This is a genomic window from Nitrosomonas nitrosa, from assembly GCF_003051105.1.
Taxonomy (GTDB): domain Bacteria; phylum Pseudomonadota; class Gammaproteobacteria; order Burkholderiales; family Nitrosomonadaceae; genus Nitrosomonas; species Nitrosomonas nitrosa.
Window position 1 is genome coordinate 31,942 of the sequence record NZ_QAOO01000010.1, and the last position, 23,591, is coordinate 55,532.

The 23,591-nt window shown below is 44.1% G+C and carries 25 protein-coding genes and 2 tRNA genes; 15 read left to right on the top strand and 12 right to left on the bottom strand.

Annotation, left to right across the window (positions count from 1 at the left end; translation table 11 throughout):
* The first annotated feature begins 106 nt into the window (after window positions 1-106).
* Window positions 107-754 (top strand): DUF6629 family protein, encoded by a 648-nt coding sequence (locus tag C8R30_RS07180; RefSeq protein WP_090669024.1) that lies wholly within the window; start codon window positions 107-109, stop codon window positions 752-754.
* Between the two features lie 80 nt (window positions 755-834).
* Here C8R30_RS07180 and C8R30_RS07185 read toward each other — a convergent pair whose 3' ends face one another.
* Window positions 835-1,104 (bottom strand): DUF2845 domain-containing protein, encoded by a 270-nt coding sequence (locus C8R30_RS07185; protein ID WP_107783713.1) that lies wholly within the window; start codon window positions 1,102-1,104, stop codon window positions 835-837.
* A gap of 93 nt (window positions 1,105-1,197) precedes the next feature.
* Complete coding sequence (locus C8R30_RS07190) at window positions 1,198-2,148, bottom strand: bile acid:sodium symporter family protein (RefSeq protein ID WP_107789865.1); 951 nt, start codon at window positions 2,146-2,148, stop codon at window positions 1,198-1,200.
* A gap of 602 nt (window positions 2,149-2,750) precedes the next feature.
* On the opposite strand from C8R30_RS07190, the gene smbP (C8R30_RS07195) reads away from it, so the two are divergent.
* From smbP (C8R30_RS07195) to C8R30_RS07215, 5 genes are all read left to right on the top strand, one after another.
* Complete coding sequence (smbP, locus tag C8R30_RS07195; RefSeq protein WP_090669032.1) at window positions 2,751-3,113, top strand: small metal-binding protein SmbP; 363 nt, start codon at window positions 2,751-2,753, stop codon at window positions 3,111-3,113.
* A 319-nt stretch (window positions 3,114-3,432) separates the two neighbouring features.
* Complete coding sequence (gene smbP / locus C8R30_RS07200) at window positions 3,433-3,783, top strand: small metal-binding protein SmbP (RefSeq protein WP_090669034.1); 351 nt, start codon at window positions 3,433-3,435, stop codon at window positions 3,781-3,783.
* Between the two features lie 566 nt (window positions 3,784-4,349).
* The gene (locus C8R30_RS07205; RefSeq protein WP_107789866.1) at window positions 4,350-4,961 is read left to right on the top strand and encodes an alpha/beta fold hydrolase; all 612 of its coding nucleotides are present in this window, start codon (window positions 4,350-4,352) and stop codon (window positions 4,959-4,961) included.
* A 101-nt stretch (window positions 4,962-5,062) separates the two neighbouring features.
* Window positions 5,063-5,878, top strand: a complete 816-nt coding sequence (locus C8R30_RS07210; RefSeq protein ID WP_181258716.1) for an alpha/beta hydrolase — start codon at window positions 5,063-5,065, stop codon at window positions 5,876-5,878.
* A 228-nt stretch (window positions 5,879-6,106) separates the two neighbouring features.
* Window positions 6,107-7,000, top strand: a complete 894-nt coding sequence (locus C8R30_RS07215; RefSeq protein ID WP_107789868.1) for an FkbM family methyltransferase — start codon at window positions 6,107-6,109, stop codon at window positions 6,998-7,000.
* Window positions 7,001-7,205: 205 nt separating this feature from the next.
* On the opposite strand, the gene C8R30_RS07220 is transcribed toward C8R30_RS07215, so the two are convergent.
* From C8R30_RS07220 to ispB, 8 genes are all read right to left on the bottom strand, one after another.
* Window positions 7,206-8,249: a glycosyltransferase family 4 protein gene (locus C8R30_RS07220; protein ID WP_090669046.1), complete on the bottom strand. Its 1,044-nt coding sequence runs from the start codon at window positions 8,247-8,249 to the stop codon at window positions 7,206-7,208.
* Window positions 8,250-8,522: 273 nt separating this feature from the next.
* The gene (locus C8R30_RS07225; protein WP_177182324.1) at window positions 8,523-9,959 is read right to left on the bottom strand and encodes a lipopolysaccharide biosynthesis protein; all 1,437 of its coding nucleotides are present in this window, start codon (window positions 9,957-9,959) and stop codon (window positions 8,523-8,525) included.
* 121 nt (window positions 9,960-10,080) lie between these two features.
* Window positions 10,081-10,950, bottom strand: a complete 870-nt coding sequence (locus C8R30_RS07230) for a hydrolase 1, exosortase A system-associated (RefSeq protein WP_107789869.1) — start codon at window positions 10,948-10,950, stop codon at window positions 10,081-10,083.
* A gap of 4 nt (window positions 10,951-10,954) precedes the next feature.
* The gene (locus tag C8R30_RS07235) at window positions 10,955-11,791 is read right to left on the bottom strand and encodes a hydrolase 2, exosortase A system-associated (protein WP_090669055.1); all 837 of its coding nucleotides are present in this window, start codon (window positions 11,789-11,791) and stop codon (window positions 10,955-10,957) included.
* A gap of 1 nt (window position 11,792) precedes the next feature.
* Window positions 11,793-12,044, bottom strand: coding sequence for an acyl carrier protein (locus C8R30_RS07240; RefSeq protein WP_090669058.1), 252 nt, complete (start codon window positions 12,042-12,044; stop codon window positions 11,793-11,795).
* A gap of 2 nt (window positions 12,045-12,046) precedes the next feature.
* Window positions 12,047-12,811 (bottom strand): GNAT family N-acetyltransferase, encoded by a 765-nt coding sequence (locus C8R30_RS07245; protein WP_143068221.1) that lies wholly within the window; start codon window positions 12,809-12,811, stop codon window positions 12,047-12,049.
* Window positions 12,812-12,990: 179 nt separating this feature from the next.
* Window positions 12,991-13,067 (bottom strand) — tRNA-Pro (locus C8R30_RS07250).
* Window positions 13,068-13,152: 85 nt separating this feature from the next.
* Window positions 13,153-14,121, bottom strand: a complete 969-nt coding sequence (ispB, locus tag C8R30_RS07255) for an octaprenyl diphosphate synthase (RefSeq protein WP_107789870.1) — start codon at window positions 14,119-14,121, stop codon at window positions 13,153-13,155.
* Window positions 14,122-14,265: 144 nt separating this feature from the next.
* Between ispB and rplU the strand changes: the two genes are divergently transcribed.
* From rplU to C8R30_RS07290, 7 genes are all read left to right on the top strand, one after another.
* A complete protein-coding gene (gene rplU, locus C8R30_RS07260) occupies window positions 14,266-14,577 on the top strand; it encodes a 50S ribosomal protein L21 (protein ID WP_090669068.1) in 312 nt (103 codons plus the stop codon).
* A 20-nt stretch (window positions 14,578-14,597) separates the two neighbouring features.
* A complete protein-coding gene (gene rpmA / locus C8R30_RS07265; protein WP_090669071.1) occupies window positions 14,598-14,855 on the top strand; it encodes a 50S ribosomal protein L27 in 258 nt (85 codons plus the stop codon).
* A gap of 153 nt (window positions 14,856-15,008) precedes the next feature.
* The gene (gene cgtA / locus C8R30_RS07270) at window positions 15,009-16,037 is read left to right on the top strand and encodes an Obg family GTPase CgtA (RefSeq protein WP_107783720.1); all 1,029 of its coding nucleotides are present in this window, start codon (window positions 15,009-15,011) and stop codon (window positions 16,035-16,037) included.
* Complete coding sequence (gene proB / locus C8R30_RS07275) at window positions 16,037-17,158, top strand: glutamate 5-kinase (protein WP_107783721.1); 1,122 nt, start codon at window positions 16,037-16,039, stop codon at window positions 17,156-17,158. Before cgtA ends, proB begins: the two co-directional genes overlap by 1 nt.
* A gap of 35 nt (window positions 17,159-17,193) precedes the next feature.
* Window positions 17,194-17,799: an ADP-ribose diphosphatase gene (gene nudF, locus C8R30_RS07280; RefSeq protein WP_239654228.1), complete on the top strand. Its 606-nt coding sequence runs from the start codon at window positions 17,194-17,196 to the stop codon at window positions 17,797-17,799.
* A gap of 46 nt (window positions 17,800-17,845) precedes the next feature.
* The gene (locus tag C8R30_RS07285) at window positions 17,846-19,189 is read left to right on the top strand and encodes an NfeD family protein (RefSeq protein ID WP_258191959.1); all 1,344 of its coding nucleotides are present in this window, start codon (window positions 17,846-17,848) and stop codon (window positions 19,187-19,189) included.
* A 29-nt stretch (window positions 19,190-19,218) separates the two neighbouring features.
* The gene (locus tag C8R30_RS07290; protein ID WP_090669158.1) at window positions 19,219-19,992 is read left to right on the top strand and encodes a slipin family protein; all 774 of its coding nucleotides are present in this window, start codon (window positions 19,219-19,221) and stop codon (window positions 19,990-19,992) included.
* Between the two features lie 23 nt (window positions 19,993-20,015).
* On the opposite strand, the gene C8R30_RS07295 is transcribed toward C8R30_RS07290, so the two are convergent.
* Window positions 20,016-20,531, bottom strand: coding sequence for a CNP1-like family protein (locus C8R30_RS07295; protein ID WP_107789872.1), 516 nt, complete (start codon window positions 20,529-20,531; stop codon window positions 20,016-20,018).
* Window positions 20,532-21,094: 563 nt separating this feature from the next.
* Here C8R30_RS07295 and dapC point away from each other — a divergent pair.
* Together dapC and dapD are read left to right on the top strand one after the other, a co-directional pair.
* Window positions 21,095-22,294 carry a succinyldiaminopimelate transaminase gene (gene dapC / locus C8R30_RS07300; RefSeq protein ID WP_107789873.1) on the top strand — a complete coding sequence of 400 codons (1,200 nt, stop codon included), beginning with the start codon at window positions 21,095-21,097 and terminating at the stop codon, window positions 22,292-22,294.
* 18 nt (window positions 22,295-22,312) lie between these two features.
* A complete protein-coding gene (gene dapD, locus C8R30_RS07305; RefSeq protein WP_090669092.1) occupies window positions 22,313-23,134 on the top strand; it encodes a 2,3,4,5-tetrahydropyridine-2,6-dicarboxylate N-succinyltransferase in 822 nt (273 codons plus the stop codon).
* 236 nt (window positions 23,135-23,370) lie between these two features.
* On the opposite strand, the gene C8R30_RS07310 is transcribed toward dapD, so the two are convergent.
* Window positions 23,371-23,463 (bottom strand) — tRNA-Ser (locus tag C8R30_RS07310).
* Window positions 23,464-23,591: the final 128 nt, after the last annotated feature.

Consider the following 23,591-nt stretch of genomic DNA (forward strand, 5'->3'; position numbering starts at 1 on the left):
CTTACCTTCCTTAATCTGTAGAGTAGGGCTCACCGAGATACCTAACAGTTATCGATACTGTTGGGTATTTTATTTACCAATCCATTTTTGAGGTAGTTCCTACCCTATGTGTTTTTCAGCAGAAGCGAGTTTCGTTGTCAGTGGTACACTTTTGGTTGTTGGTGCGGGGGCAATCAGGAAAGTGAATGACAAAAAAGATGTATTCATTGCATGCATTCCCCTCCTTTTTGCGTTTCAGCAGCTAACAGAAGGATTGCTGTGGCTTACATTGGAAAGTGGGGAAGAACCACCAATGCAATTCTGGTTGGCAAATTTATATGGCATTTTTATTGGTGTGGTATGGCCTTTTTATGCGCCTTTCGCTATCTATCAAGGAGAGATGGATAAATCAGTTAGAAAAGTAGTCGCTTCCATGATGGTGGCTGGTATTAGCTTGGCAGCCTATACCATCATCGGTTTGCTGAGTGAGCCAGTTATTGCTTCTATCGTCAATCACAGTATTCATTATGCCCATGATGTGGAAGGGCAACGGTTTGTACTCGGTATGTATTTATTTGCGACCTGTGTTCCTTTCATTCTTTCAAGCAATCGGTTGCTGAACATAACCGGGGCAATGATAACACTTGGCTTTTTTGTCTCTTTTTACGCGTATCGAGAAACATTTGCTTCTGTATGGTGTTTTTTTGCTGCTATAGCGAGCGCACTAATCTATTTATATATTGTAGATCAGCGTATGAATAGAGTGCGTGGCTGAATCTAAAAAGATAAGCCATTTTGGTTTGATGAGCAAAATTGCGCTAACGGGATTGGGTGAATAAGCCAATGATGATTTTATTAAAACCTTGACCAGTCATCTGCAACAATCCGGCTATTTTCAACAATAAATCGTTGGTTATATTGACCTATTCTGTATGTCCACGCTTCACGGATAACGTAAATGTTGCCGGGGTAGCGGAAAGTGCCAAGGTGGATACGTGCATGAGGCTCACCTAAATTGGCTAACAATTTGTCGACATAATCACCTTTGGAAATAATATTGCCATTGGGCGCACGGAAGCCACTTAAACACGCTACAATGGCAATGAGCAGTAATAGTTTCTTCATGGCGTTGCCTTTATATGCTGGCAGGATATCAACTGACTATGGCAACTCTATCTTAAAGTGCGTTAATGTAGGCTGAACAAAATAAAAGATTTGTTACTTTTGTTTGTTGGAAGGCACCGTGTGCTGAGGTAACCGGATTCGCCATCTGACGGCCAATAGACTTCCAAGTATGGAATGCATCACGGCAGAGACTGCGCCAACGACCGGTGCCAATGGCAGTAGCGGAAAAGCCTGTTTGGCTAGAACGATGGCTAGCCCAGAGTTTTGCATGCCTACTTCAACAGAGATTGTTCGTGCGCTTTGGTTGGAGTAACCAACGATACGGGCAAGCTGATAGCCCAGTAGAAACCCCCCTCCATGTAACAACGCAGCAGCTAGAATCAATTCAGAGCCATGTTTGAGAATCGACTCTGCATTCGCGGCAAAAACTACTGCACAGATTACACACACCCCCAGGACGGATAGCAGGGGAGCAACGGGCATGACGCGTTGCACAAGTGTGGGTGCCCAGCGATTGAGCAGTACACCCAAGACGACAGGAATAATCACTACCTGAAATGTTTGCTTGAAGAGCATCCAGGTATCGACGGGTACCAATGCTCCCGCAAACAACTCGGTGAGCAGCGGAGTCAGTATGACTGCAGCTAATGTGGAGCAGACGGTCATGACTACCGAAAGCGCGACATCAGCTTTAGCGATATACGTGACGAGATTCGAGGCTGTTCCTCCTGGACAGCAGCCAACCAGGATTAGACCGACGGCAAAGTGTGGGGGCAGGCCGAGCGCATATGCGATTCCCCATGCAAGAAAAGGCATGATGGTGTATTGCGCGACAAAACCGATTGCTACTGCTTTCGGCATGTGCACAATTCTGTGAAAATCATCAAAGGATAGCGTCAGCCCCATGCACAGCATGATAAAAGCCAATATCAATACCATCAGCGAGCCTTGATTCAGGGGGGCCCACCATTCTGGCCAAAATAGGGCAAAGATACTCACAAGTATCGTCCAGAGCGGGAACAGTAAAGTAAGTCTTTGTAACATGATCGTGAGTGGACGGAATTCGGTTTCTAGGAAATGAGCAGGCTATAAAATTGTAAATTTACAAGTGTGTTGGTGTAGCTCACGGTTTTATCCAGTTAGACTGATCATCCTAGAGTCCTCTGATGGGTGGGGTGGCGTGTTCCGATTTCACGAGTGTAGGGCGATGCGCAATGACGCTGAATAGTCGCTCTATTCCAATGCGTCGCAACGAAACCATGTGCTCGCAAAATCGAGCAATCCATCCCGAAGCGGTAGCGCCAGAAAGGTGTGAAAATTATTCTAAAAAATAGAATATTCATAATATTAACCTCAAAAATTAGTGATTAACGGCTGAATCTAGGATCAGTGTGATTACAAATAAAAAAATGAGAATGGATGCAATTTATATTGATTGGTTATAGGGCTAGATTATCAATATGGGCATTATGTATTTTTTGCTGGGTATGTTATAAAGAGTGTGCGTGCAAGGGTAATTGGTTAGTTAGTATCAAATAAGCTAATTTCCCACGATAATACGTAGGCAGTATGGTATGTATAGGTAGCTTTTTTGCCAAGAATGTTTTGATCTTGATAAATCTTAAGCAAAATAAGGAGCAATTGTCATGAAAACAATATTATCTACGTTTGCAATAGGATTGTTAGCATTTTTCTTAAGCGTGTCACTTTATGCAGATGATTTGCAGCATAAAGCGGAAGCAATCGAACACGCAGAAGAGGCGGTAAAACATGGAAAAATGGGGCATGCTAAAGAATTACTCCAGCATGCAAAAGAAAGCCTGGTGCACGCCAAAGCAGCAAGTGAGGCGGGTGCAGATGCGCATATGGATCAAGCTATTAAAGATTTAGAAGAGGCTATCAAGCATGCTGAAATGGATCATGCCGAAGAAGCAACCAAGTATACTGAAGGGGCACTTCAGCATATGGAACAGTCAGGCGTTAGATCCATCCATACGGATACAGATTAAAAAATCTCGCTCCAAACCTTGCAGGAAGGGAAAATTCATGGCTAAAGGCTAGGGAATTGGGATGCTGAATACTTATTTCAGTATCAGGTGAATGCTGACGTCGCACTAATATCATTTTTACCCTTATTTGGTTGTACAACTTGTTAGCGTTTAGTCATATTGTTTTATTGCAATATATGCTATAAAGAGCTTACGTGCTGTGAATTGTGATAGGCATCGGGCACTTATTTTTGCCATGACAGTCCAGAAATTGGACAGCACGGACTTTCCAAGAATGTTCTGACATCATTAATCTCAAACAAAGAAAGGAGTAATGGTCATGAAAGCATTATCGACTATGATTGCAATTGGAATGTTAGCGTTTTTCATGAATACCCACAGCTTTGCCGGCGATGAAGGTCATACGGCGGAAGCATTGGAGCATGCGGAGGAAGCTGTAAAACATGGAAAAATGGGGCATGCAAAAGAGTTGCTTGAGCATGCAAAAGAGAGTCTAGTGCATGCTCAAGCCGCCAAAAAGGAAGGGGCTGATGCACATATGGACGAAGCCATTAAACATCTTGAAGAAGGTATCAAACACGCTGAAATGGGGCATGCCGATGAAGGTACTAAGCATACCGAAGAAGCTATAAGTCATATGCGTGAAGCGGGTCCTAAATCCCCTCATTAGTTGTGGCGGAAGCCATCTACCCCCAAGCATTTGCTGGGGGTAGATAAAATAGGATTCTTTTCTCAAATTTTTTCGATCTCCATTAATAATCCTTAGATCGCTTACCGTGTTTGAAGGGACATAACCATCACGCCCCAGCATCTTTCCTTTTGTTTACAGACACAACGATGGTTTCGGTCACCAAAGGGTGATTCCAGTTTCTACTTAGTGGATGATCTCTTCGGCTACGTGTAAATTTATGATGGTAGCGATTAATTTGTGGCCGCCCAGTGCATTGCAATTAATTCGAAGTGGCTATTACTGATTACGTACTTGAGCTGAGGGTGTGCATGGTGAGTTCCGGTAAATGAGAAAGGGTAGGTGATTTTTGTTTAATCAAACTATCCCGTAAGTTTCACTCAACATAATCGTCCTTTTATGGATAAGGGTAAGTCAAAACGGTTTTCGTAATTCATGCAAAGTGTTGTGCTTTGTGAAGTGACAGAAATAGACTCCCATTGAATAAAGCCCGAAGCGCTGAAATTAACTAATAAATCTGTCAATCCAAAATTCCTGGAAGTGATGTAATGCCATCTAAACTTTTATTTCTTCCCGGCGCATCGGGGGACGCACGGTTTTGGTTGCCTGTGGCAGAACGGCTTGCCTACCCTGCAGATAAAGTTTATCTTGAATGGCCGGGTTTCGGCCCGATACCGCCGGATCCCAGGGTGAACTGCATGCATGATCTCGTTAGCCTGGTTGTAGCAGCGATCGACCAGCCAGTTGCTGTGATTGCTCAATCGATGGGCAGTGTGATTGCGGTGCAGGCGATAGCCGAAAAGACCGAGCTGGTTACTCATTTAGTATTGGCAGCGACTTCGGGGGGAATGGATCTAGAGAGTTTCGGCGCACACAATTGGCGGCCGTTGATTCATGCTACAAACGCATCCTTTCCTCGTTGGTTTTCTGATTATGATGAGGATCTGACACCTCAATTTCATAGCATATGCGTCCCGACCTTGCTGTTATGGGGAGATGCCGATCCAATCAGTCCTGTCAGTGTAGGCCAGCGATTGGCTGCTCTGATCCCGTATGCCAAATTACACATTGTATCCGGTGGAGATCATCATTTTGCCAAGACGCATGCTCAAGAAATTGCACCGCTGATTGATGCGCATCTTGCAGGTCATGTTGAGTAGTTAAGTGAATTAGTATCAGGCGTAGATTGTTAAAGATCATGTTCCGCTCCCTTATTGTTTTAATAATTTTGGCTGTCATTGTTGTCGTTGTAATTATAGGGATGGCAATCCAAGTAGGGGGGAAGCTAATTCGACCCGCTCATCGTATCGTTGGTGACGCACCAGTTGATCTGTCTGCCGAAACGGTCGTGTTGCAAAACGGGCACGGTAATGTGGTTGCTGGCTGGCTTGTGCATGGGAAGCCTGAAATGGGTGTAGTCTTGCTGCTGCACGGTGTGCGCAGCGATCGGCGTCAAATGCTTGGACGTGCCAGGTTTCTCTCAGAAGCGGGCTATTCTGTCATGCTCATCGATTTGCCCGCTCATGGAGAAAGCAGCGGCGAGCACATTACTTTTGGTTACCGAGAGGCAGAAGGTGTGAGAACTGTCATGCATTATTTAGCAGAAAGGTACCCGAAAAACAAGATTGCAGTCATCGGCGTATCGTTAGGGGCGGTTTCATTTGTGCTCTCGAAATCGACACCTACTCCCAGTGCGGTGGTACTGGAGTCGATGTATCCTACTATTGATGAAGCGATCCTTCGAAGACTCGAGAAGCGGCTCGGCCCATTCAGCCGCCTGTTCACCCCACTCTTTCTTTGGCAACTTCCGCTTCGACTAGGTATTTCTGCTGATCATCTCCGGCCCATTACTGAATTACCGCACTTGCATAGTCCAGTGTTGATCCTGTCAGGCGCGGATGATCGTCATACGACCCTATCTGATACGCATCGCTTATACGAAGTCGCTAATCACCCAAAAATGTTGTGGATTGTTAAAGATGCCGCCCATATCAACCTTCATGCACACGCGCCGACAGAATATGAAACCAGGGTGCTGGCATTTTTTCGAAAATATCTTCAGGGTGAACGTGAGTGAGAGGGCATGGCTCAATGCAAATTGACCGGCCCTGTAAGAGATAAGGCGCTAGACTAGCAGATATGGTCTACTAGTCTAGCGCCTTCAATTTACATTTCAGAAATCCAATTCAATTTGGGGCTGCTGATATGGTGCAACTTAATAAAAGCAATTTGATTGGATCGCTGTAAAATGCTTGACCAGAATAGCCATTATTTTCGAAAACTCTTACACCTTAGTTGATCTATTATGATTAATGCATTGCTGCCAAAATTGCTGCAACCTCTTACGCGTAGTTTAACTACCCACAGGTTTCTTCACCCCTACCTGTGGAGATATTTGATACGGGTACGTAATCACTTTGCTACAGTAGAGGAAGATTGTGAATTTGTAACTACGATCGAAAAAACGATTAGAGTACGCACAAAACTTTCTGATCATATCGAGTCTCAGCTTTTCTGGCAGGGATTTCAGGAGGCTGACGAAGGTGTGCTACGTTTAATATACAAATACTTACCCCGCGATGGGATCTTTTTTGATATCGGTGCCAATATTGGCTCATTAACTTTAGTGGGTGCCAAAATAGCGTCTGCTGGTCAAATATACGCATTTGAACCTAGTGATCATCATTGTGCACGGCTAACATACAACTTATCTCTCAACAATTTTGCTAATGTTACCTTGATAAAGAAAGGTCTTTATAACGCAGCCGGCACTGCCACGCTCTATCGGCCGTCTACAGATGAAATGATTAACAATAGTGGGGCAGCTAGCCTTTATCCTAATACCGCTATTGCTGAAAAATTATTCAATGAAAAAATAGAGCTCATTAAACTCGATGATTTTGTGAAGGAACAACATATCTTTCGCATTGATCTGATCAAAATTGATATCGAAGGCTCAGAATACAATGCTTTACTGGGAGGTGTAACGACATTAAAACGTTTCAGACCTGTCGTTCTGATTGAATTGGACCAAGATAATTTGTACCGTGCGGGGTGCACTTCAGCTGATATTTTGAACTTTTGGTATGATTTAAATTATCAGGTAAGCCGTATTGACATCAATGGCGAGGTCACTCCAGTTAATTCAGAGGCTGATCTTGGCAGACATCAGAATCTTTTGTGTCAGCCACAGACATAAGAGCATTTAGTTCAGAAAAATTATCATCGGCTGATGGAATCAACATTTAAAACACACTATGCTATTCACTTCATCAATTCTTTCAAATACTTTGCCCTTAAAGGCTGACTATTGCACTAAAAGTAATTGTTGACTACCTGGTATTTTTCCTTCAAGAAATCAAATCAATAATCCTTGTTCCAACTGGTTCTACCCTGTCCTCCACTCACCGCAAAGACTGTGCTGCTAAAAAAAAGACACGTGCATGACAGGTAGCGCTGGATACCCACGAAAAATGCTTGCTACGCTGCAAACCAGCGCTGGCAAGGCGAGTATATAGATTTTCTTCATTGCAAAAAGCCGCCATCGCAGTTTCTAATTCTTCCTCGCTACGAGGATCAACTATGAGTGCTGCTTGATCAGCGACTTCCGGGCATGCGCTGACATTCGATGTGATTACTGGACAACCACAAGACATAGCCTCCAGGATAGGCATCCCAAATCCTTCATACAACGATGGAAAAACAAAGGCGAGTGCATTCCGGTATAACTCGGCAAGTTCTTCTGAATTGAGATAACCGGTTATAACACGAACGCCTTCTATTCCCTGATACTTCGATAATGCTTCTCGGGGTAATTTGAGCACTAATTCAACTGGATATTTACGCCGCAGGCGAATGAATACATTAACAATACGATGAATATTTTTCCGTGGCTCATCATTCGAAACATGAAAGAAATAAGATTCTGTTTTTGCGCCTGATGTTGGTCGAAATATTTTCGAATCAACGCCATGGTGGCAAACCACGAAGCGATCAGCAGAAATGCCCGTAAAGGCAATCGCCTCGTTCTTGGTGAAATTTGATACTGCAATTACAGAATGTATCCGATGTCGAATATGAACCCACTTTCTTTGCTTGCCTCTTGCATAGTGCTTGGCGAGCAGTTTATCTTTTAGGCCAGTAAAATATTCCCAGCCCTTTAGCGAAATGGGTGCCAAGCCATGTATAGTGACGACCAAAGGAGGTGTGTCCATCCCGACTAGAAAGTCTGGCGGAGGATTACCGCCGCCGGAGCGAATATCCCATAGTACATCTGCATTTCGTGGTAGTGTTCCAACGCTGTCAAAAGGTAATGGTTTGATGCCAAAGGGCGATAGTTGCGCAAGAACATTTTCTGAGTAAACTCTGAAACTTTGTGGGATGTCTGGTGGCATATATACACCGACACTAAGCGGTGTGGTTGATCCAACCTGGTTCAGATATGACATTCTCGATCCTCATAGATAAGTGAAAATATTGGGTGAGCAGTACGATTTCTGCATTAACCCAATTTGATCAACAATCAATACAGGCACGGGGTCTCAAAAGTAAATCATTTGATTAAGATGAGCTTGCAAAAATTTAACGGTAGCTATCTTGATATGATTTAATTTTTTTGATATTGATTATCCTGGTGTAAATTATTGATAGTTCTAATATTTAGAGTCGATATTAATCTTCATTTTACGACTGCTTCTAAGTTAATTTCTTTAGGGTGTCGATTAACTTTTACCATTCAGACGATATCGATTTATATGAGATAAAATTTTAATTATTTCGTCGAATAAAGGTAATTTGAGCAGCCAACCAGCTGCTATCCAGCTAAGCCCGGTAACTAGAATGAGCATAAGCATATTGGGGAGATAAATTAATGATGCATTACCTCCCATCAGTATCACTACGAGAGATGGTATCGACGTCATAACCGTTAGCAGCATGCTCTTACGATAAATAGTGGCAAACGAAGAAAAGCCAATATCTAAGGCTCGTTGTCCCACAATTTGGTAAATAACAAGTTTAATTATGCTGACACAAGTCATAGCAACTGCAACCCATATCAAGCCATAATGAGCGGAAAGCAAGATTGCTATGACATTGAGTGTATGAACTGTGACATTAAGTCGAAAGGAAATACGAATTCGACCTGTTGAAATCAGAACTTGGTCGACTAATGATATTGCATATAAAAGTATGGCGTTAATACAGAGAATGCTTAAAATAGGCGCGGACTCTAGCCAGGTTTTACCAAACAATATATAGATTACTGGCTCAGATAATAGGGCGAGGATTGCATAAAAAGGCCAGGCCAATGCAGTAATGCTGGATGATAGTATAAGATATTGATGCTTATCGATTCCTCCATCGCGGTGTTGTTTAGAAAAACGGGGAAACATAATCCCTACGAGCCCTTCCATAATAACTTTGCTGAAGATACTAATTGCGCCCACTGCACGGCCGAATATACCTACAGCGTTCATATCCAGTATTTTTCCAATAATCAGGTCGGGTGCACTATTACCCATATGCGAGATGAGTGTGCTTGAGCCTGCGTAGCGGCAGAAGGTAAACACGTGGGGAATTTCACGAAAACCAGGAAGCAGTAATACACCCGGAGGACGAAATACAAGTGTCAGGAGTACACTTGTCAACGTGCCGGCGATTGCACTCCAGACGAGACTTCGATAACTTTCTCCAGCCAGTGCAGCAGAGACGCCAACTACCGCAGAAACGAGTGAGCTGCCGATTTGGATAATCATTGTATGCTTAAATCGCATTTCGCGCCGGATATGAGCAAATGTGATCGCGCCTATCGGAACCAGCAGGAAATTGATGCACAATAAACCTATTACATCACTGACGGCTTCGTTTTCATAGAAATTTCCTATTGGGGTACGAGCGAAGTACATAACGAGTGCAATACCCCAACCAAACAGTAAATTCAGAGTAAAGGCGGCGCGGATACGCTCGGCCGTCAAATCTTTTTCCTGAATAATATAGTTATTGATGCCAAATTCTCTAAGTACCTGACCGAGCCCGACAAACACGGAGGCGACGGTATAAATACCGATATCTTCAGGGGTAAGTATACGCGCCAGTATAATAGTGGTTATAAAATAAATAATAAATGTTGAATACTTCGAGGTGTATACATAGAACAACGAAGATCTGAAACTCGTCATGGCGCTTATATTTGGTCTTTTAGGGTTGACTTCTTTAGCTGTTGACAGATCGTATTTATGATTTACAGTAAAAGGAGAGAATTTTCTGACGCAGCACACTCTACCATGACTTAACCCAATTCTCGGTCAGTGTGGCTACTTGATTGCGCCACTTACTACTAGAAAAAGTATGGTTTGCATCCTGTAAATGGATGCATTCTGCTTTTTTGATTTTTAAGGCTTTATCCCAATCTCTGGATTGATTGATTAAATCTAGAAATTCCTTCGCAGTAAGATCATCGCCACTTGTAATGATAAATACTTTTCCTGTAAAACGATTTAGTCCAGCAAGCATGCGTTCAGGTAATGGCGCGTGATTGGCGTCGCTGTGAAGTGAATCATTGGATGGAATTTCATTCCTTCCTTTTCTCGTGAGCGTAAACAGTGACTGTAATAGAAAGCGGAGAGTTACTTTTGGATTATATCGGCCACTACCCACTTTTTTCCAAAAGTCCGGCTGAAACAGACGTGTAGCGTAGTAATGCTTTATATATGTTTTTATCGCGCTTTGTTCCGTTCTAACCCATGGGTTAAGTAGGATTAACCCAACTATACGCGGATCTTGATAGGCATAAAAAAGCGCAGCTGACGCCGCGTCACATAAACCCCAAATTGCTAACTCTTTCAGGTGAGGTAAAGCTAGGAAGAACTGATCGATTGCTGCATGTAGATCGTCATGTATGTTTTCAAATGTTCTAATTTCCCCCTCACTATCCCCCATTCCTCGATAATCATAGCGCATTGCCGGGATGCCTGCAGTAGCTAGATGGCGGGCTAGCAAAGTGAACTGGCGGTGACTTCCCACGCGGTACTGTGGGCCACCCACCACAATTAGCACACCGCGTGATATTGGTTGGTCGGGTATGCTCAGAATCCCGAATAGAGAATCATCAGCGCATTCAAATCTTATTGCTTGCTCGTGATAGATCATATGATCAATCAGCGACTAATTTCGACGTGGTTGAGATTAATTCATGACATTCAGTAATTTCTTGTGTTGCCCAGAAAGGTTGGCAGGAAATAAGGTGAATATCTAGATTAATTCCTGATTGTTTCCACAAGTTTACAACGCTCATTTCAGCAGGTGAGAGCGTTTGTCCGGCTCCTGATGTGATCGCAAACCAATGAATGTGGCTTTGGGCGATCATCAACTCACTTAGTCTCAAGTTGTCGATTTTGCAAGCGAGTTGTGAGGAAAGTTCGTACCCGGCAATTTCAAGCGAGGCGCCCGATGAGAGCATGTTGCGCATTGTCCGTATATTGGTTGTTGTGTCGCTTTCGCGTGTTATCATCTGACTGGCTAATTTTAATCTGAGAAATTGAGTCAGGAATGTATGGCCATTTATAATGGGCTGCCACAAAATAATTTTGTTGAATACATAATCCGATTCTTTAGCAAAATCCAATGCAAGCAAGGCCCCTAAGCGAAGTCCCCAAAGATAAATGGGTGCGTCAATGTGAGATTCGATCCAATGTTTTGCTGCGGAGATATCTTGCTTCCAGATATGCCATGATGCATCTTTGAAATTACCTTGACTATCACCACAACCAAATAGATCGATTTGGAATATACCGATACCTTTCGATGCAAAAGCACGGGCCTGTAGCGCAACCATTCTTCGTGATTTATTCATCTCCTCTGCAAACGGATGGATATAGATAAGCATCCCCTGCAAGGTCTTATTTGAAGCGGGTGGATAGTAAAGGCAAAATCGTTTTCCATGCTCGGTCCTTAAAAAAAAAGGCTCTGCAGGAGGATTTTCTGTACGCATGTCAGCTCGACAGTTTTTGTTCAACAAAGTGGGTTAGGCTGCCCAGGGTTTCAAATGTTTTGGCACTGATTTCATCATCATCTACTGTAATATCGTAATATTCCTCCAATGCAGTAATCACATTGACGACGGCCATTGAATCTAATTCGGGGATATTGCCAAGTAAAATTGTACCTTCATTAAGAGAATGCTTGCGCTCTCCTAGGCTGAGTACATCAGCCAAGATGTTTCTGACTTCTTCCAGATGTTGCATAATTACTCCAAAGTTATTCCTTTTTCACGAGAAGAAAGTGGATTATTTAGTTTTTGTGTATTGAGGTAAAATTTAGGAAAAGAATTAAAATGAGAAGAAAAATGAATATAAGGGTGAAGTGAGGAAAACGTTATTTGCCAGTTATAGACTCGAAAAAAAATGGCTTGCCCGAGGGTTATGGTGCCAAAACCCGCATGTGACTTTAGTGAATTGAGGTTGAAAGCAGAAATTCTACTGCAAGACCATTGAATGCCATTTTTGATCAGTAACTGATTCGCTTCTTCCCATAGACGCAAAAAAGTAAAACCAAGACGATATTCCGGGACTATATAAACATCAAAATCCCAAGCTGCTCTGCTAGATGGTAACGGTATAAACCTTGCTCGCACTTCATCTTCTTGGTAAGGGTTTAATATCAACCAAATAAAGCCAATAAACTTTTCATCCTTAAAGGCAGCCAAACAGAGGGCGCCTTGTTCGAAGCGATTATAAATAACCGAAAGAGGCCGTGGGAAGATCTGTATCACGGGATCTTGTTTGTTTATCAATCTAATTTTTATGTTTTTCCCCCTGTTCGGAGGTAATAACAATTTACTGTTAACTGGCTGTGCAATTAAGTAATATTTGTAAATACAAATATTTTGGTTGGACATTTTTGCAAGCAATCTATTTAATATAAGAAGGCCGGTATTAATCCATCCCATCTGAGATAACGCTTTAGAAATGCGTTTACAGTTTGTGACCGTATTACTGAACAAGGCCATCATTCATTAACTTACTAAATTAATTTATTATTTAAAGTCTACCACATGCTGTGTTAGCGTGAATGAGTAAATCAATGATCCTATATCAACAACCCCCGTTGTATACTGAAAATCGGATGCGCTGCCAAGCATTGCACTATGCTCAAGTCCCAAAATTTATTCTTTATTTAAGTTTAAGTATTTGGTCGGGGTGAGAGGATTTGAACCTCCGACGCCTGCGTCCCGAACGCAGTACTCTACCAGGCTGAGCTACACCCCGAGAAATTAAATAAACTCTATTTAGTTGTGCAAATTATTCTTTAGGGATTATTGATGTGATGGTAGTCAAATAAGTTTTGGCGATATTAATGGTTTCTTGTCACAGCGAATTGGGTTAATTCTAACAAACAATTCTTGTGACTCGAGTCAGTCAGTTTCGCGATTGCTTTGGAGGCTATATCTGCTTCCTTTTGTGCGCGCTGTTTGGCGTAGGCAAGTGCGCCGGTATCCTGTATTATTTGCAGAACGGATTGAAATCCGCTTTCTCCGCCTGTTTCAATCGCACTGCGTATAACGCTTGCTTGTTTATCCGTACCGGCACGCATGGCATAAATCAAAGGTAACGTTGGTTTTCCTTCGGCGAGGTCATCACCGAGGTTCTTGCCAGTATCCTGATAATCTCCTGAGTAATCCAGTAAATCATCAATCAACTGAAAGGCTGTTCCAAGGTGCATTCCATAGATGGCTAAAGCATCTTCTTCCTCGGGAGTGGCATTGCCAAGGATGGCGCCTAAGCGGGCGGCAGCTTCAAAAAGCTTCGCGGTTTTGAAACGGATGACGCGCAGATAATTTTCTTCTTCTACATTAGGGTCTCGGCAATTAAGGAGCTGTAGCACCTCGCCTTCTGCGATAATGTTAGTGGCGTCCGCTAGCACCTGCATAACGCGCATACTGTCCACTTCGACCATCATTTGAAAAGCGCGCGAGTAAAGAAAATCCCCGACCAATACACTTGCAGCGTTGCCGAATAGCGCATTAGCGGTTGCTTTGTTACGCCGTAATTTAGATTCATCTACTACATCATCATGGAGCAGTGTGGCTGTATGAATAAACTCCACGACTGCGGCAAGTTGATGATGGTGCTGCCCAGAGTAGCCGAACAACCCAGCAGATAATATCACCAACGCTGGCCGTAGCCGTTTTCCTCCATTATGGATAATATATTCGCTTACTTGATTAATCAGTGCTACTTGAGAATGAAGCTTTTGTCGTATTACAGCGTCGACAGCGCTCATGTCTTCGGCAATAAAGCTTCTAATACGTTCGATTGGCACAACAACCCCTTGAAGAAATTACTATGGTAGAAATGTCTCAGCTTAAGGTCAAGCGAGAAGGTGTAAATAGATTTCAATATTTATCACACAAAATGCTCGTGCAAATGTATAATTTTAGGGTATATGAAAGAGGATGAATAGGATATGTATGCTGTAATAAAAACTGGCGGAAAGCAATATCGCGTTGAAGTCGGTAACAAATTAAAAGTTGAACAGTTGCCAGCAGAAGCGGGGAGCGATTTAGTCATTGAACAAGTGCTCATGGTTTCTGAAGGTGAAAATGTTTCTGTAGGAAAGCCCTTTTTAGAGAGTGCAAAAGTTAATGCAACTGTGCTTAGCCATGGTCGGCACGACAAAATACGTATTTTTAAAATGCGTCGCCGTAAGCATTACCAAAAACATCAAGGGCATCGGCAAAATTATACCGAAATACAGATTACAGGTATTTCTGCATAAAGTAGAAGTGAGGGGATTACATGGCACATAAAAAAGCAGGTGGTAGTTCAAGAAATGGGCGTGATTCTCATTCCAAGCGTCTCGGTGTGAAACGTTTTGGAGGAGAATTGATAAAAGCAGGGAGCATCATCGTTCGTCAGCGCGGCACCCAGTTTCATCCAGGTGAGAACGTTGGTATAGGAAAAGATCACACACTTTATGCAAAAATTGAAGGCAAAGTTTTGTTTAGTGTGAAAAGCGTATATAAGCGTAAAACTGTATCAATTGTACCTGCCTAAACAGATTAGGTTTTAAAACAAGCCCCATTCAGCGCGATGGGGCTTTTTTTATGTGCGCCCTGCACGGGTGCACGCTTGTGTTCTGCTTTCGTTTTACGCCATCTTGTTTTTGTATTTTTGTGTCCTGGGCTGCTATCAAGTTAAGGTAAGGTTATGAAATTCATTGATGAAGCAAAGATACAAGTTTTCGCCGGCGATGGCGGTGATGGTATCGCGAGTTTTCGCCGTGAAAAATTTATTCCGAAAGGCGGTCCGGATGGAGGGGACGGTGGGCATGGGGGGAGTATTTATGCCATTGCTGACCATAATATCAATACCCTTGTCGATTATCGATTTACACCCATATTTCGAGCTAAAAAAGGTGAGAATGGGCGCGGTTCAGATTGCTATGGCAAGGGGGCTGACGACATCATTTTGCGGATGCCGGTAGGTACCGCTATTACCGATCTGGCTACTGGAGAGATCATTGCAGACCTTAAGTATCACGGACAGAAAGTGCTTTTAGCGAAAGGTGGCGCCGGGGGACTCGGGAATATCCATTTCAAGTCGAGTACCAATCGCGCACCAAGACAATTTACTTACGGCGAGCCTGGCCAAGCTTTTGAGCTGAAACTGGAGCTTAAGGTGCTTGCGGATGTGGGGCTTTTGGGAATGCCTAATGCGGGGAAGTCGACATTAATTCGTGCTGTATCGGCCGCACGTCCTAAAGTGGCTGATTATCCGTTCACAACGCTGTATCCTAATCTGGGCGTGGTGCGCGTAGATCAAGAGCGGAGCTTCGTTATGGCCGATATCCCAGGCTTGATCGAGGGGGCTGCAGAAGGGGTTGGGCTTGGACATCGTTTTTTGAAGCATCTTACTAGAACACGATTATTGCTCCATGTTATCGATATTGTGCCGTTTGATGAGCGTATCAATCCTTTGCATGAAGCCCAGGCATTGATCGAAGAACTTAAAAAATACGATGAAGAACTCTATATGAAGCCTCGCTGGTTGGTGTTCAACAAAATTGATATGCTGCCTGATTCGGAGCGTGAGGCGCGGTGCAATCAATTTATTCTTGATTTTGGCTGGGAAGATAAATGGTTTGGGATTTCAGCATTGACGGGTGAGGGATGCGATGCACTGAAGTATGCCATTATGAATTATCTTGAACGAGCATCGATGGAAGTGACTGAGTAATGAGTCAATCTATTCTGAAGCAGGCTCGTCGTATTGTTGTTAAAGTGGGAAGCAGTCTGGTTACCAATCAAGGGCAGGGGCTCGATCATGAAGCGCTTGCCTGCTGGGCTGCCCAAATTTCACAGCTTAAAGCGATGGGTAAAGAGATTATATTGGTCTCTTCAGGCGCCATCGCTGAAGGTATGCAACGATTGGGTTGGAAAAAGCGTCCGACGGCCCTATACGAGCTGCAAGCTGCTGCGGCTGTGGGGCAAATGGGGTTAGCGCATGCTTATGCAGTCTGCTTTGGTCGTTATGAGCTGTTGACAGCGCAAGTTTTGCTGACGCACGATGATTTATCCAACCGCAAGCGCTATTTGAATGCCCGCTCCACGCTGACAACTTTATTGAAGTTGAGCATTATACCGATCATCAATGAAAATGATACGGTAGCCATTGATGAGATCCGTTTTGGTGACAATGATACTTTGGCTGCGCTAGTGACCAATTTGACAGAAGCTGATGCGCTTGTGATCCTGACTGATCAAGCGGGATTATTTACCAGTGACCCGCGCAAGAACAGTGACGCCAAGCTTATCCAAGAAGCGGTCGCTGGAGATCCTGAGATAGCGGCCATGGCGGGTGGGGCAGGTAGTGAGATTGGCCGTGGAGGCATGCAAAGTAAAGTGGTTGCCGCCAAGCGAGCAGCTAGAAGTGGTGCACATACCCTTATTGCGTCTGGAAGAGAAACTGATGTGCTCATTCGGCTGGCGCAAGGTGAGTCAATCGGCACTTGTTTATTAGCTACCATGCCGGTACTCATTGCCAGGAAGCAGTGGTTGGCTGATCATTTGCAAATTCATGGGAGCGTGGTACTTGACTCAGGTGCGATCAAAGCGCTTGTTACAGAGGGGAAAAGCTTGTTGCCCATCGGTGTGGTGGATGTCAAGGGCGATTTCGAGCGAGGGGAAGCCGTTGCTTGTCTTGATATGGAAGGCAGGGAGATCGCACGGGGTTTAATCAATTACAGTGCCAGAGAAACTCGAAAAATCTTGCGGCGACCGAGCCATGAAATTCAAGCTATTCTTGGCTATGTGGATGAATCCGAGTTGATCCATCGAAATAATTTAGTACTGATATAAATGCGAATTTGGTGAACTTGATGATGGGAAACAGGATGACTGATAGAGACGTCGAAATTATGCGAAAAGAACTATGTTTCCAGGGGTTTTTTCGTATGGAGCGATATACGCTACGTCACAGGCTGTTCAATGGTGATTGGAGCCAGCCCTTGGTACGCGAACTGCTTGAACGGGGGCATGCAGCTGCCGTATTGCCGTATGATCCTGTCAAAGATCAAGTTGTGCTGATTGAACAATTCCGAATAGGCGCGGTATCGGTCGCAACTGGTCCGTGGTTGCTCGAAATCGTGGCTGGTATTATAGAGGAGAATGAAGCTGCGGAATCTGTTGTCAGAAGAGAAGCGGTTGAGGAGGCGGGTTGCGAGATTCTTGAGCTGGTTCCTATTCATGATTATCTCGTCAGTCCAGGAGGGACGACAGAGCGTATTGCGCTATTTTGTGGCAAGGTCGACTCGACCCCTCTTGGTGGAATTTATGGCAAAATGGATGAGGGCGAAGATATCAAGGTGCATGTGATGACTGCAGGCAATGCAATAGCGCTACTAGATGCGGGGGAAATTATTTCAGCAAGTGCGATTATTGCACTGCAGTGGTTGGCCCTGAATCGAGAGCGCCTCCGAAAAGCCTGGTTAAGTGGCTGATTAAGCAATGTTCAATAAACGAATAACGGAATGTAATCTTTTTCGTTTGAAAAGTTTAATAAGTTTTTTTTATCTTTTGGTATTGTTGTGCGGATTTTGTCCGCCAACGGTACATGCAAGCAATACTGCATTATGGCTGGATATTGATGGCGCTATTGGTCCGGCTACTCATGATTATATCAAACGTAGCCTTGCTACCGCAGCTACTCAGAATGCACGGGTGATCATCATTCGATTAAATACGCCTGGCGGTTTGGATGCTTCCATGCGCGAGATAATCCAGGAAATCATCGCATCTCCCGTGCCCGTTGTTACCTATGTCGGCCCTGGCGGGGCGCGAGCTGCGAGTGCGGGAACTTATATCCTATATGCGAGCCATATAGCGGCCATGGCGCCTGCAACAAATTTGGGCGCGGCAACACCAGTAAAAATTGGCGGCTTTCCAAGTATTCCTGATTCGTTTGATGAGAAGCAGGAAAACGATCAGCAAGAGCGAGCCGGTGCGCAAGATCCCATGACAAAGAAAATCGTTAACGATGCAGTTGCCTATATTCGTGGCTTGGCCCAGATGCGAGGGCGTAATGCTGAATGGGCAGAAAAGGCGGTGCGTGAGGCGACCAGCTTGACAGCTGATGAAGCATTAGCGGAAGGTGTGATCGATTTGATTGCATCGGATATTCCCGACTTGCTAGCTAAGATCGATGGGCGAACCGTCAAGATGCAAGGACAAGAAATAATATTGTCGACACAAGATGTCGCTATCGTGGAGCTGGAGCAAGATTGGCGAACACGCTTGTTGGCAATCATAACCGATCCCAATATTGCTTACATCCTGATGCTGATCGGTATCTATGGGTTGATACTCGAATTTGCCAATCCCGGTACCATTGTATCAGGCGTAGTTGGGGCGGTATGCTTGTTACTTGCTTTGTTCGCTTTCCAAGTGCTCCCTGTCAATTATGCTGGACTCGCGCTCATTTTTCTGGGTATTGTATTTATGCTGGCTGAAGTGTTTGTCCCCAGCTTCGGTGCGCTTGGAATTGGTGGCATGATTGCTTTCGTTATGGGCTCTATTATGTTGCTCGATATGGATATACCTGGCTATGGAATTTCTATTCCGCTGGTTGCAACGGTTGCTTTGATAACGACAGGTTTTTTTCTATTTGTGATAGGTATGGCAGTGAAAGCGCGGCAACGGCCTGTCGCGAGCGGCAATGTAGAGATGGTCGGTGCGATCGGAGAAGTTGCCGATGATTTCGATAGCGAAGGCTGGGTGAAAGTGCATGGAGAGCTATGGCGTGCAAAGACGTTTATGCCATTACGTCGGGGGCAAAAAGTGAAAATTACCTCCATAGACGATTTAACCCTGACAGTGGAAATCTATGAGTAGCATCATTCACGGGAGGCGTTAACATGAGTATGAATATTGATGTGGTATCGACGATTATTTTAATCCTGGGGCTCACTGTTTTTTTTCTGGCAAGTGCCTTCAGGGTGCTGCGAGAGTATGAGCGTGGCGTTGTATTCTTGTTGGGGCGTTTCTGGAAGGTTAAGGGGCCAGGATTGGTCATCGTGATTCCAATCATCCAGACGATGGTGCGTGTCGATTTGCGGATGGTTGTTATGGATGTGCCCAGTCAGGATGTGATATCGCGCGATAACGTTTCAGTAAAAGTAAATGCTGTTTTGTATTTTCGTGTAGTTGATCCACAGCGTGCCATTATTCATGTGGAAGATTACAATGCGGCCACAAGCCAGCTCGCACAAACCACGCTGCGTTCTGTGCTTGGTCAGCATGAACTGGACGAAATGCTGGCGAGCCGCGATAAGCTTAATAATGACATCCAAAAAATTCTAGACGAACAAACGGAATCTTGGGGGATCAAAGTTACCAATGTTGAAATTAAGCATGTTGATATTAATGAAAGCATGATTCGTGCGATTGCCCGTCAAGCCGAAGCGGAACGTGAGCGGAGAGCTAAAGTCATTCATGCGGAAGGTGAGTTACAGGCGTCGCAACGTTTGCTGGAGGCTGCGCAAGTGCTTGCAAAGCAACCAGAAGCGTTGTTACTTCGCTATTTACAAACACTGACCGAAATAGCGGGGGAGAAAAGTTCAACGATTGTTTTCCCTTTGCCGCTGGAAATGATGGCTACGCTCCAGAAATCCCTACAAAAACAAACAGAAAAATAGTGGGCAAGAAGTCTTCGATTACATTACCGAAGGGCTTTGGGATGCGCCCCCGTTTTTAAAGCCCGGATTGCTTCTTCTGGTGTGCTGACAATAAGCCCTCGTGGGCAGAAGTAATATTTTGCAAGTTCACGTTGAGCTTGGTCCTGAACGACATTTTCCAGTCTTTCCCATTCTGAAGTGCGAGGCTGTATCCAGGTTTTATCATGACGGCCTAGCGCATAGCGCTTTTTTTCTCTCGTCTCACAGCGAATTCCTTCAAAGGTTGCGTTTTCTGCTCCTTGTGCAGATTTCACCACTAGGCTGTATCGAATTACTCTATCCTGCCCAATACGGATGGAAGTGGCATCAATGTAATGCCGGTGACTACTGGTTGGGCCAACAGAGAATTCCAGCAGATTGCTAGCATCTGGATAGCTAGGTAGTTGAGACTGAATCTCTTCCCATTCTTTTTTATGATCGAGTATGTCTACAAATTTTTCTTCCTTACTCACACATGCAGTGAGAATCAAGGCGCAAAGTATCGTGAGGGTATTTTTCATTTAATATTGTTTGATTGAGCCTTTGGTCAAGGTCAGTTGAATAGGGGTATTGGCCATTTCAATATATGAGTGTTTTTGATTAAAGGTCATACGTGGATGCCCTAAAAATGAAATAACACCTGGTTTCCCAGTGTAAAACCAAGATTAACCAGGCTGTTTTCAAGTTTATTACCTGCAAATTGATTACAGACGACTCGATTGCGGAATAGAATCAAATTTTCGAATTCCATAATATCTCATATTTTAGAAACTGGCGAATGGCCTGTAGCTTGCCAAGTCACCGAGAGCGGTTTATAGAATAGAATCAAATGAGCTTGAGGTAGGTAAAGATTATTGTTTGATCAGCATTTGGACTGGCCTTTATAATGGAACATTTTTTCTAAATGGCAGATTCGGTATTTTTACCAGGCCTCCGAAACACCGTACTATTTGTATATGTACTATGCTATGGTGCTGCCTGTGACACCACAGGCTTTCTGAAATTGTCCGTCAATGGTATCAGTATGAAATCATTTGAGATACAAGCGTCTAGGCTAGCTTGCTAGATCATAATCATAGAGAAAATGAACCCAACACTGAATAAACTGCAACCTTACCCTTTCCAGAAGCTTTCAAAATTGCTAGAGGGTATCACTCCAAATCCATCGTTATCATCGATTCATTTGCATATTGGTGAACCTAAGCATCCAACACCTGATTTTATCCGGCAGGAATTGGTGAATAATCTGGATGGATTGGCACATTATCCAACAACCTTGGGTGCGCGGTGGCTCCGCGTCGGTATCGCAGATTGGTTGATGCGGCGCTATCGGTTGACGACGATCGATCCTGATACTCAAGTAATGCCAGTTAATGGTAGCCGAGAGGCCTTATTTTCTTTTGCGCAGGCAGTAATCGATGCGCATTCTGCAGAATCTCCTGTTGTTGTGTGCACAAACCCTTTTTACCAGATCTATGAGGGCGCAGCATTGTTGGCTGGAGCAATTCCATTTTTTCTCAACACATTAGTACAGAATAATTTTGCGCTGGAATTAACGCAACTCGGCGAGGAGATATGGGCACGTACGCAACTCGTCTATGTTTGCTCGCCGAATAACCCAACCGGTAGGGTAATGACACTGGATGAGTGGCAGCAATTATTCGCGCTCTCGGATCGCTATGGTTTTGTGGTCGCGTCCGATGAATGCTATTCAGAAATATATTTTGATGAGGATCACCCCCCTTTGGGTGCACTAGAAGCAGCTCACCAACTCGGCCGAAACGGATTTCCCAGGCTAGTCGTGTTTAGCAGTTTGTCCAAGCGTTCTAATGTGCCTGGGATGCGTTCAGGCTTCGTGGCTGGTGATGAAGCCATCCTAAAGAAGTTTTTATTGTATCGTACATATCACGGTAGCGCGATGAATCCAGCGGTACAAGCTGCAAGTAAGATTGCATGGGGAGATGAGCGGCATGTCATAGAAAACCGTCGTTTGTATCGTGAAAAGTTCGATAAAGCGATCTCCGCTTTGTCGGGCTGTTTAGATGTGTCCATGCCAGATGCGACTTTTTACCTTTGGGCGAGAACACCTATTAGCGATGTTGAATTCACTCAGAAGCTCTATCGCGATTATAATGTCAATGTATTGCCGGGAAGTTATCTTGGACGCGAAGCGCACAGCGTCAATCCAGGAGAAAACTTTGTGCGTATTGCATTGGTTGCGTCACTGGAAGAATGCCTGGATGCGATGGAAAGAATAAAAAATTGTTGTATCAGAATTGATTAAATATTTTCTAGGAGCAGTATGGAACATTTGCAAGCCATAATTGAAGAAGCTTTCGAGCGCCGTGCCCAAATTACACCTCGTAATGTTGAAGCGAATCTAAAAGAATCGATCGCGCAAGTTATCAATCTGCTCGATAATGGAAAGTTGCGTGTCGCTGAAAAAATAGGTGGCGAATGGGTGACGCATCAGTGGATCAAGAAAGCAGTGCTACTTTCTTTTCGGATAGAAGATAACAGCTTTATCAAAGGCGGGTTTTCTAACTATTTCGATAAAATTCCTTCAAAATTTGCAGATTACAGCTCTAGGGATTTTCGTGATGGGGGTTTCCGGGTCGTACCCCCGGCGGCCGTACGGAAAGGTTCATTTATTGCTAGCAATGTGGTACTGATGCCTTCATATGTCAATATTGGCGCTTATGTTGATGAGGGCACCATGGTGGATACGTGGGCGACCGTCGGATCTTGTGCTCAGATTGGTAAAAACGTTCATTTGTCGGGAGGGGTGGGGATTGGGGGTGTGTTGGAACCCGTTCAAGCTAATCCTACGATAATTGAAGATAATTGTTTCATCGGGGCACGATCAGAAATCGTCGAGGGTGTTATTGTTGGAGAGAATTCGGTGATTTCGATGGGAGTATATATTGGTCAGAGTACCAAAATCTATCATCGGGAAACGGGTGAAATTAGTTACGGGAGGATTCCGCCAGGCTCAGTAGTGGTCTCGGGAAGTTTGCCATCAGAGAACAAACAATATAGCCTCTACTGTGCTGTGATTGTGAAACAGGTTGATGCCAAAACGCGCTCTAAAACAGGCATCAATGAATTACTGCGTGGGATTTAGTAGCTCATAAAATGGGATGGGGCGCTGACAGTTTTGCGCTATCGATCATTAGGAAAGCGAGAGAAGGCATGAGATATACAAAAATTAGCGGATTTCGATGTTTGCCTGTTTATTATTGCGTGATCTAAAAAATTAAGCATTTGGGGGCACACTCTAAAGAAAAAACAATGTGCCTCCACTTTATGCCGAATTTATAAATATTTCGGTGGGCTGCTGCGGACAATAAAAACGCATGCTGGCGGAGGAGGTGGGATTCGAACCCACGTGTCAGGTTACCCCGACCATCTGATTTCGAGTCAGCGCCGTTATGGCCACTTCGGTACCCCTCCGTGTCGATTGTATTAATCTTCTAGCAATTTCTAATATTTTACCAGCTTCTGAGCATCTTACCCATAGCGAGTTGAGCTTGTCGCAGCAAGAGTCGATGCTTGCTTGCAGTCCACTTTTCGATAAAAAT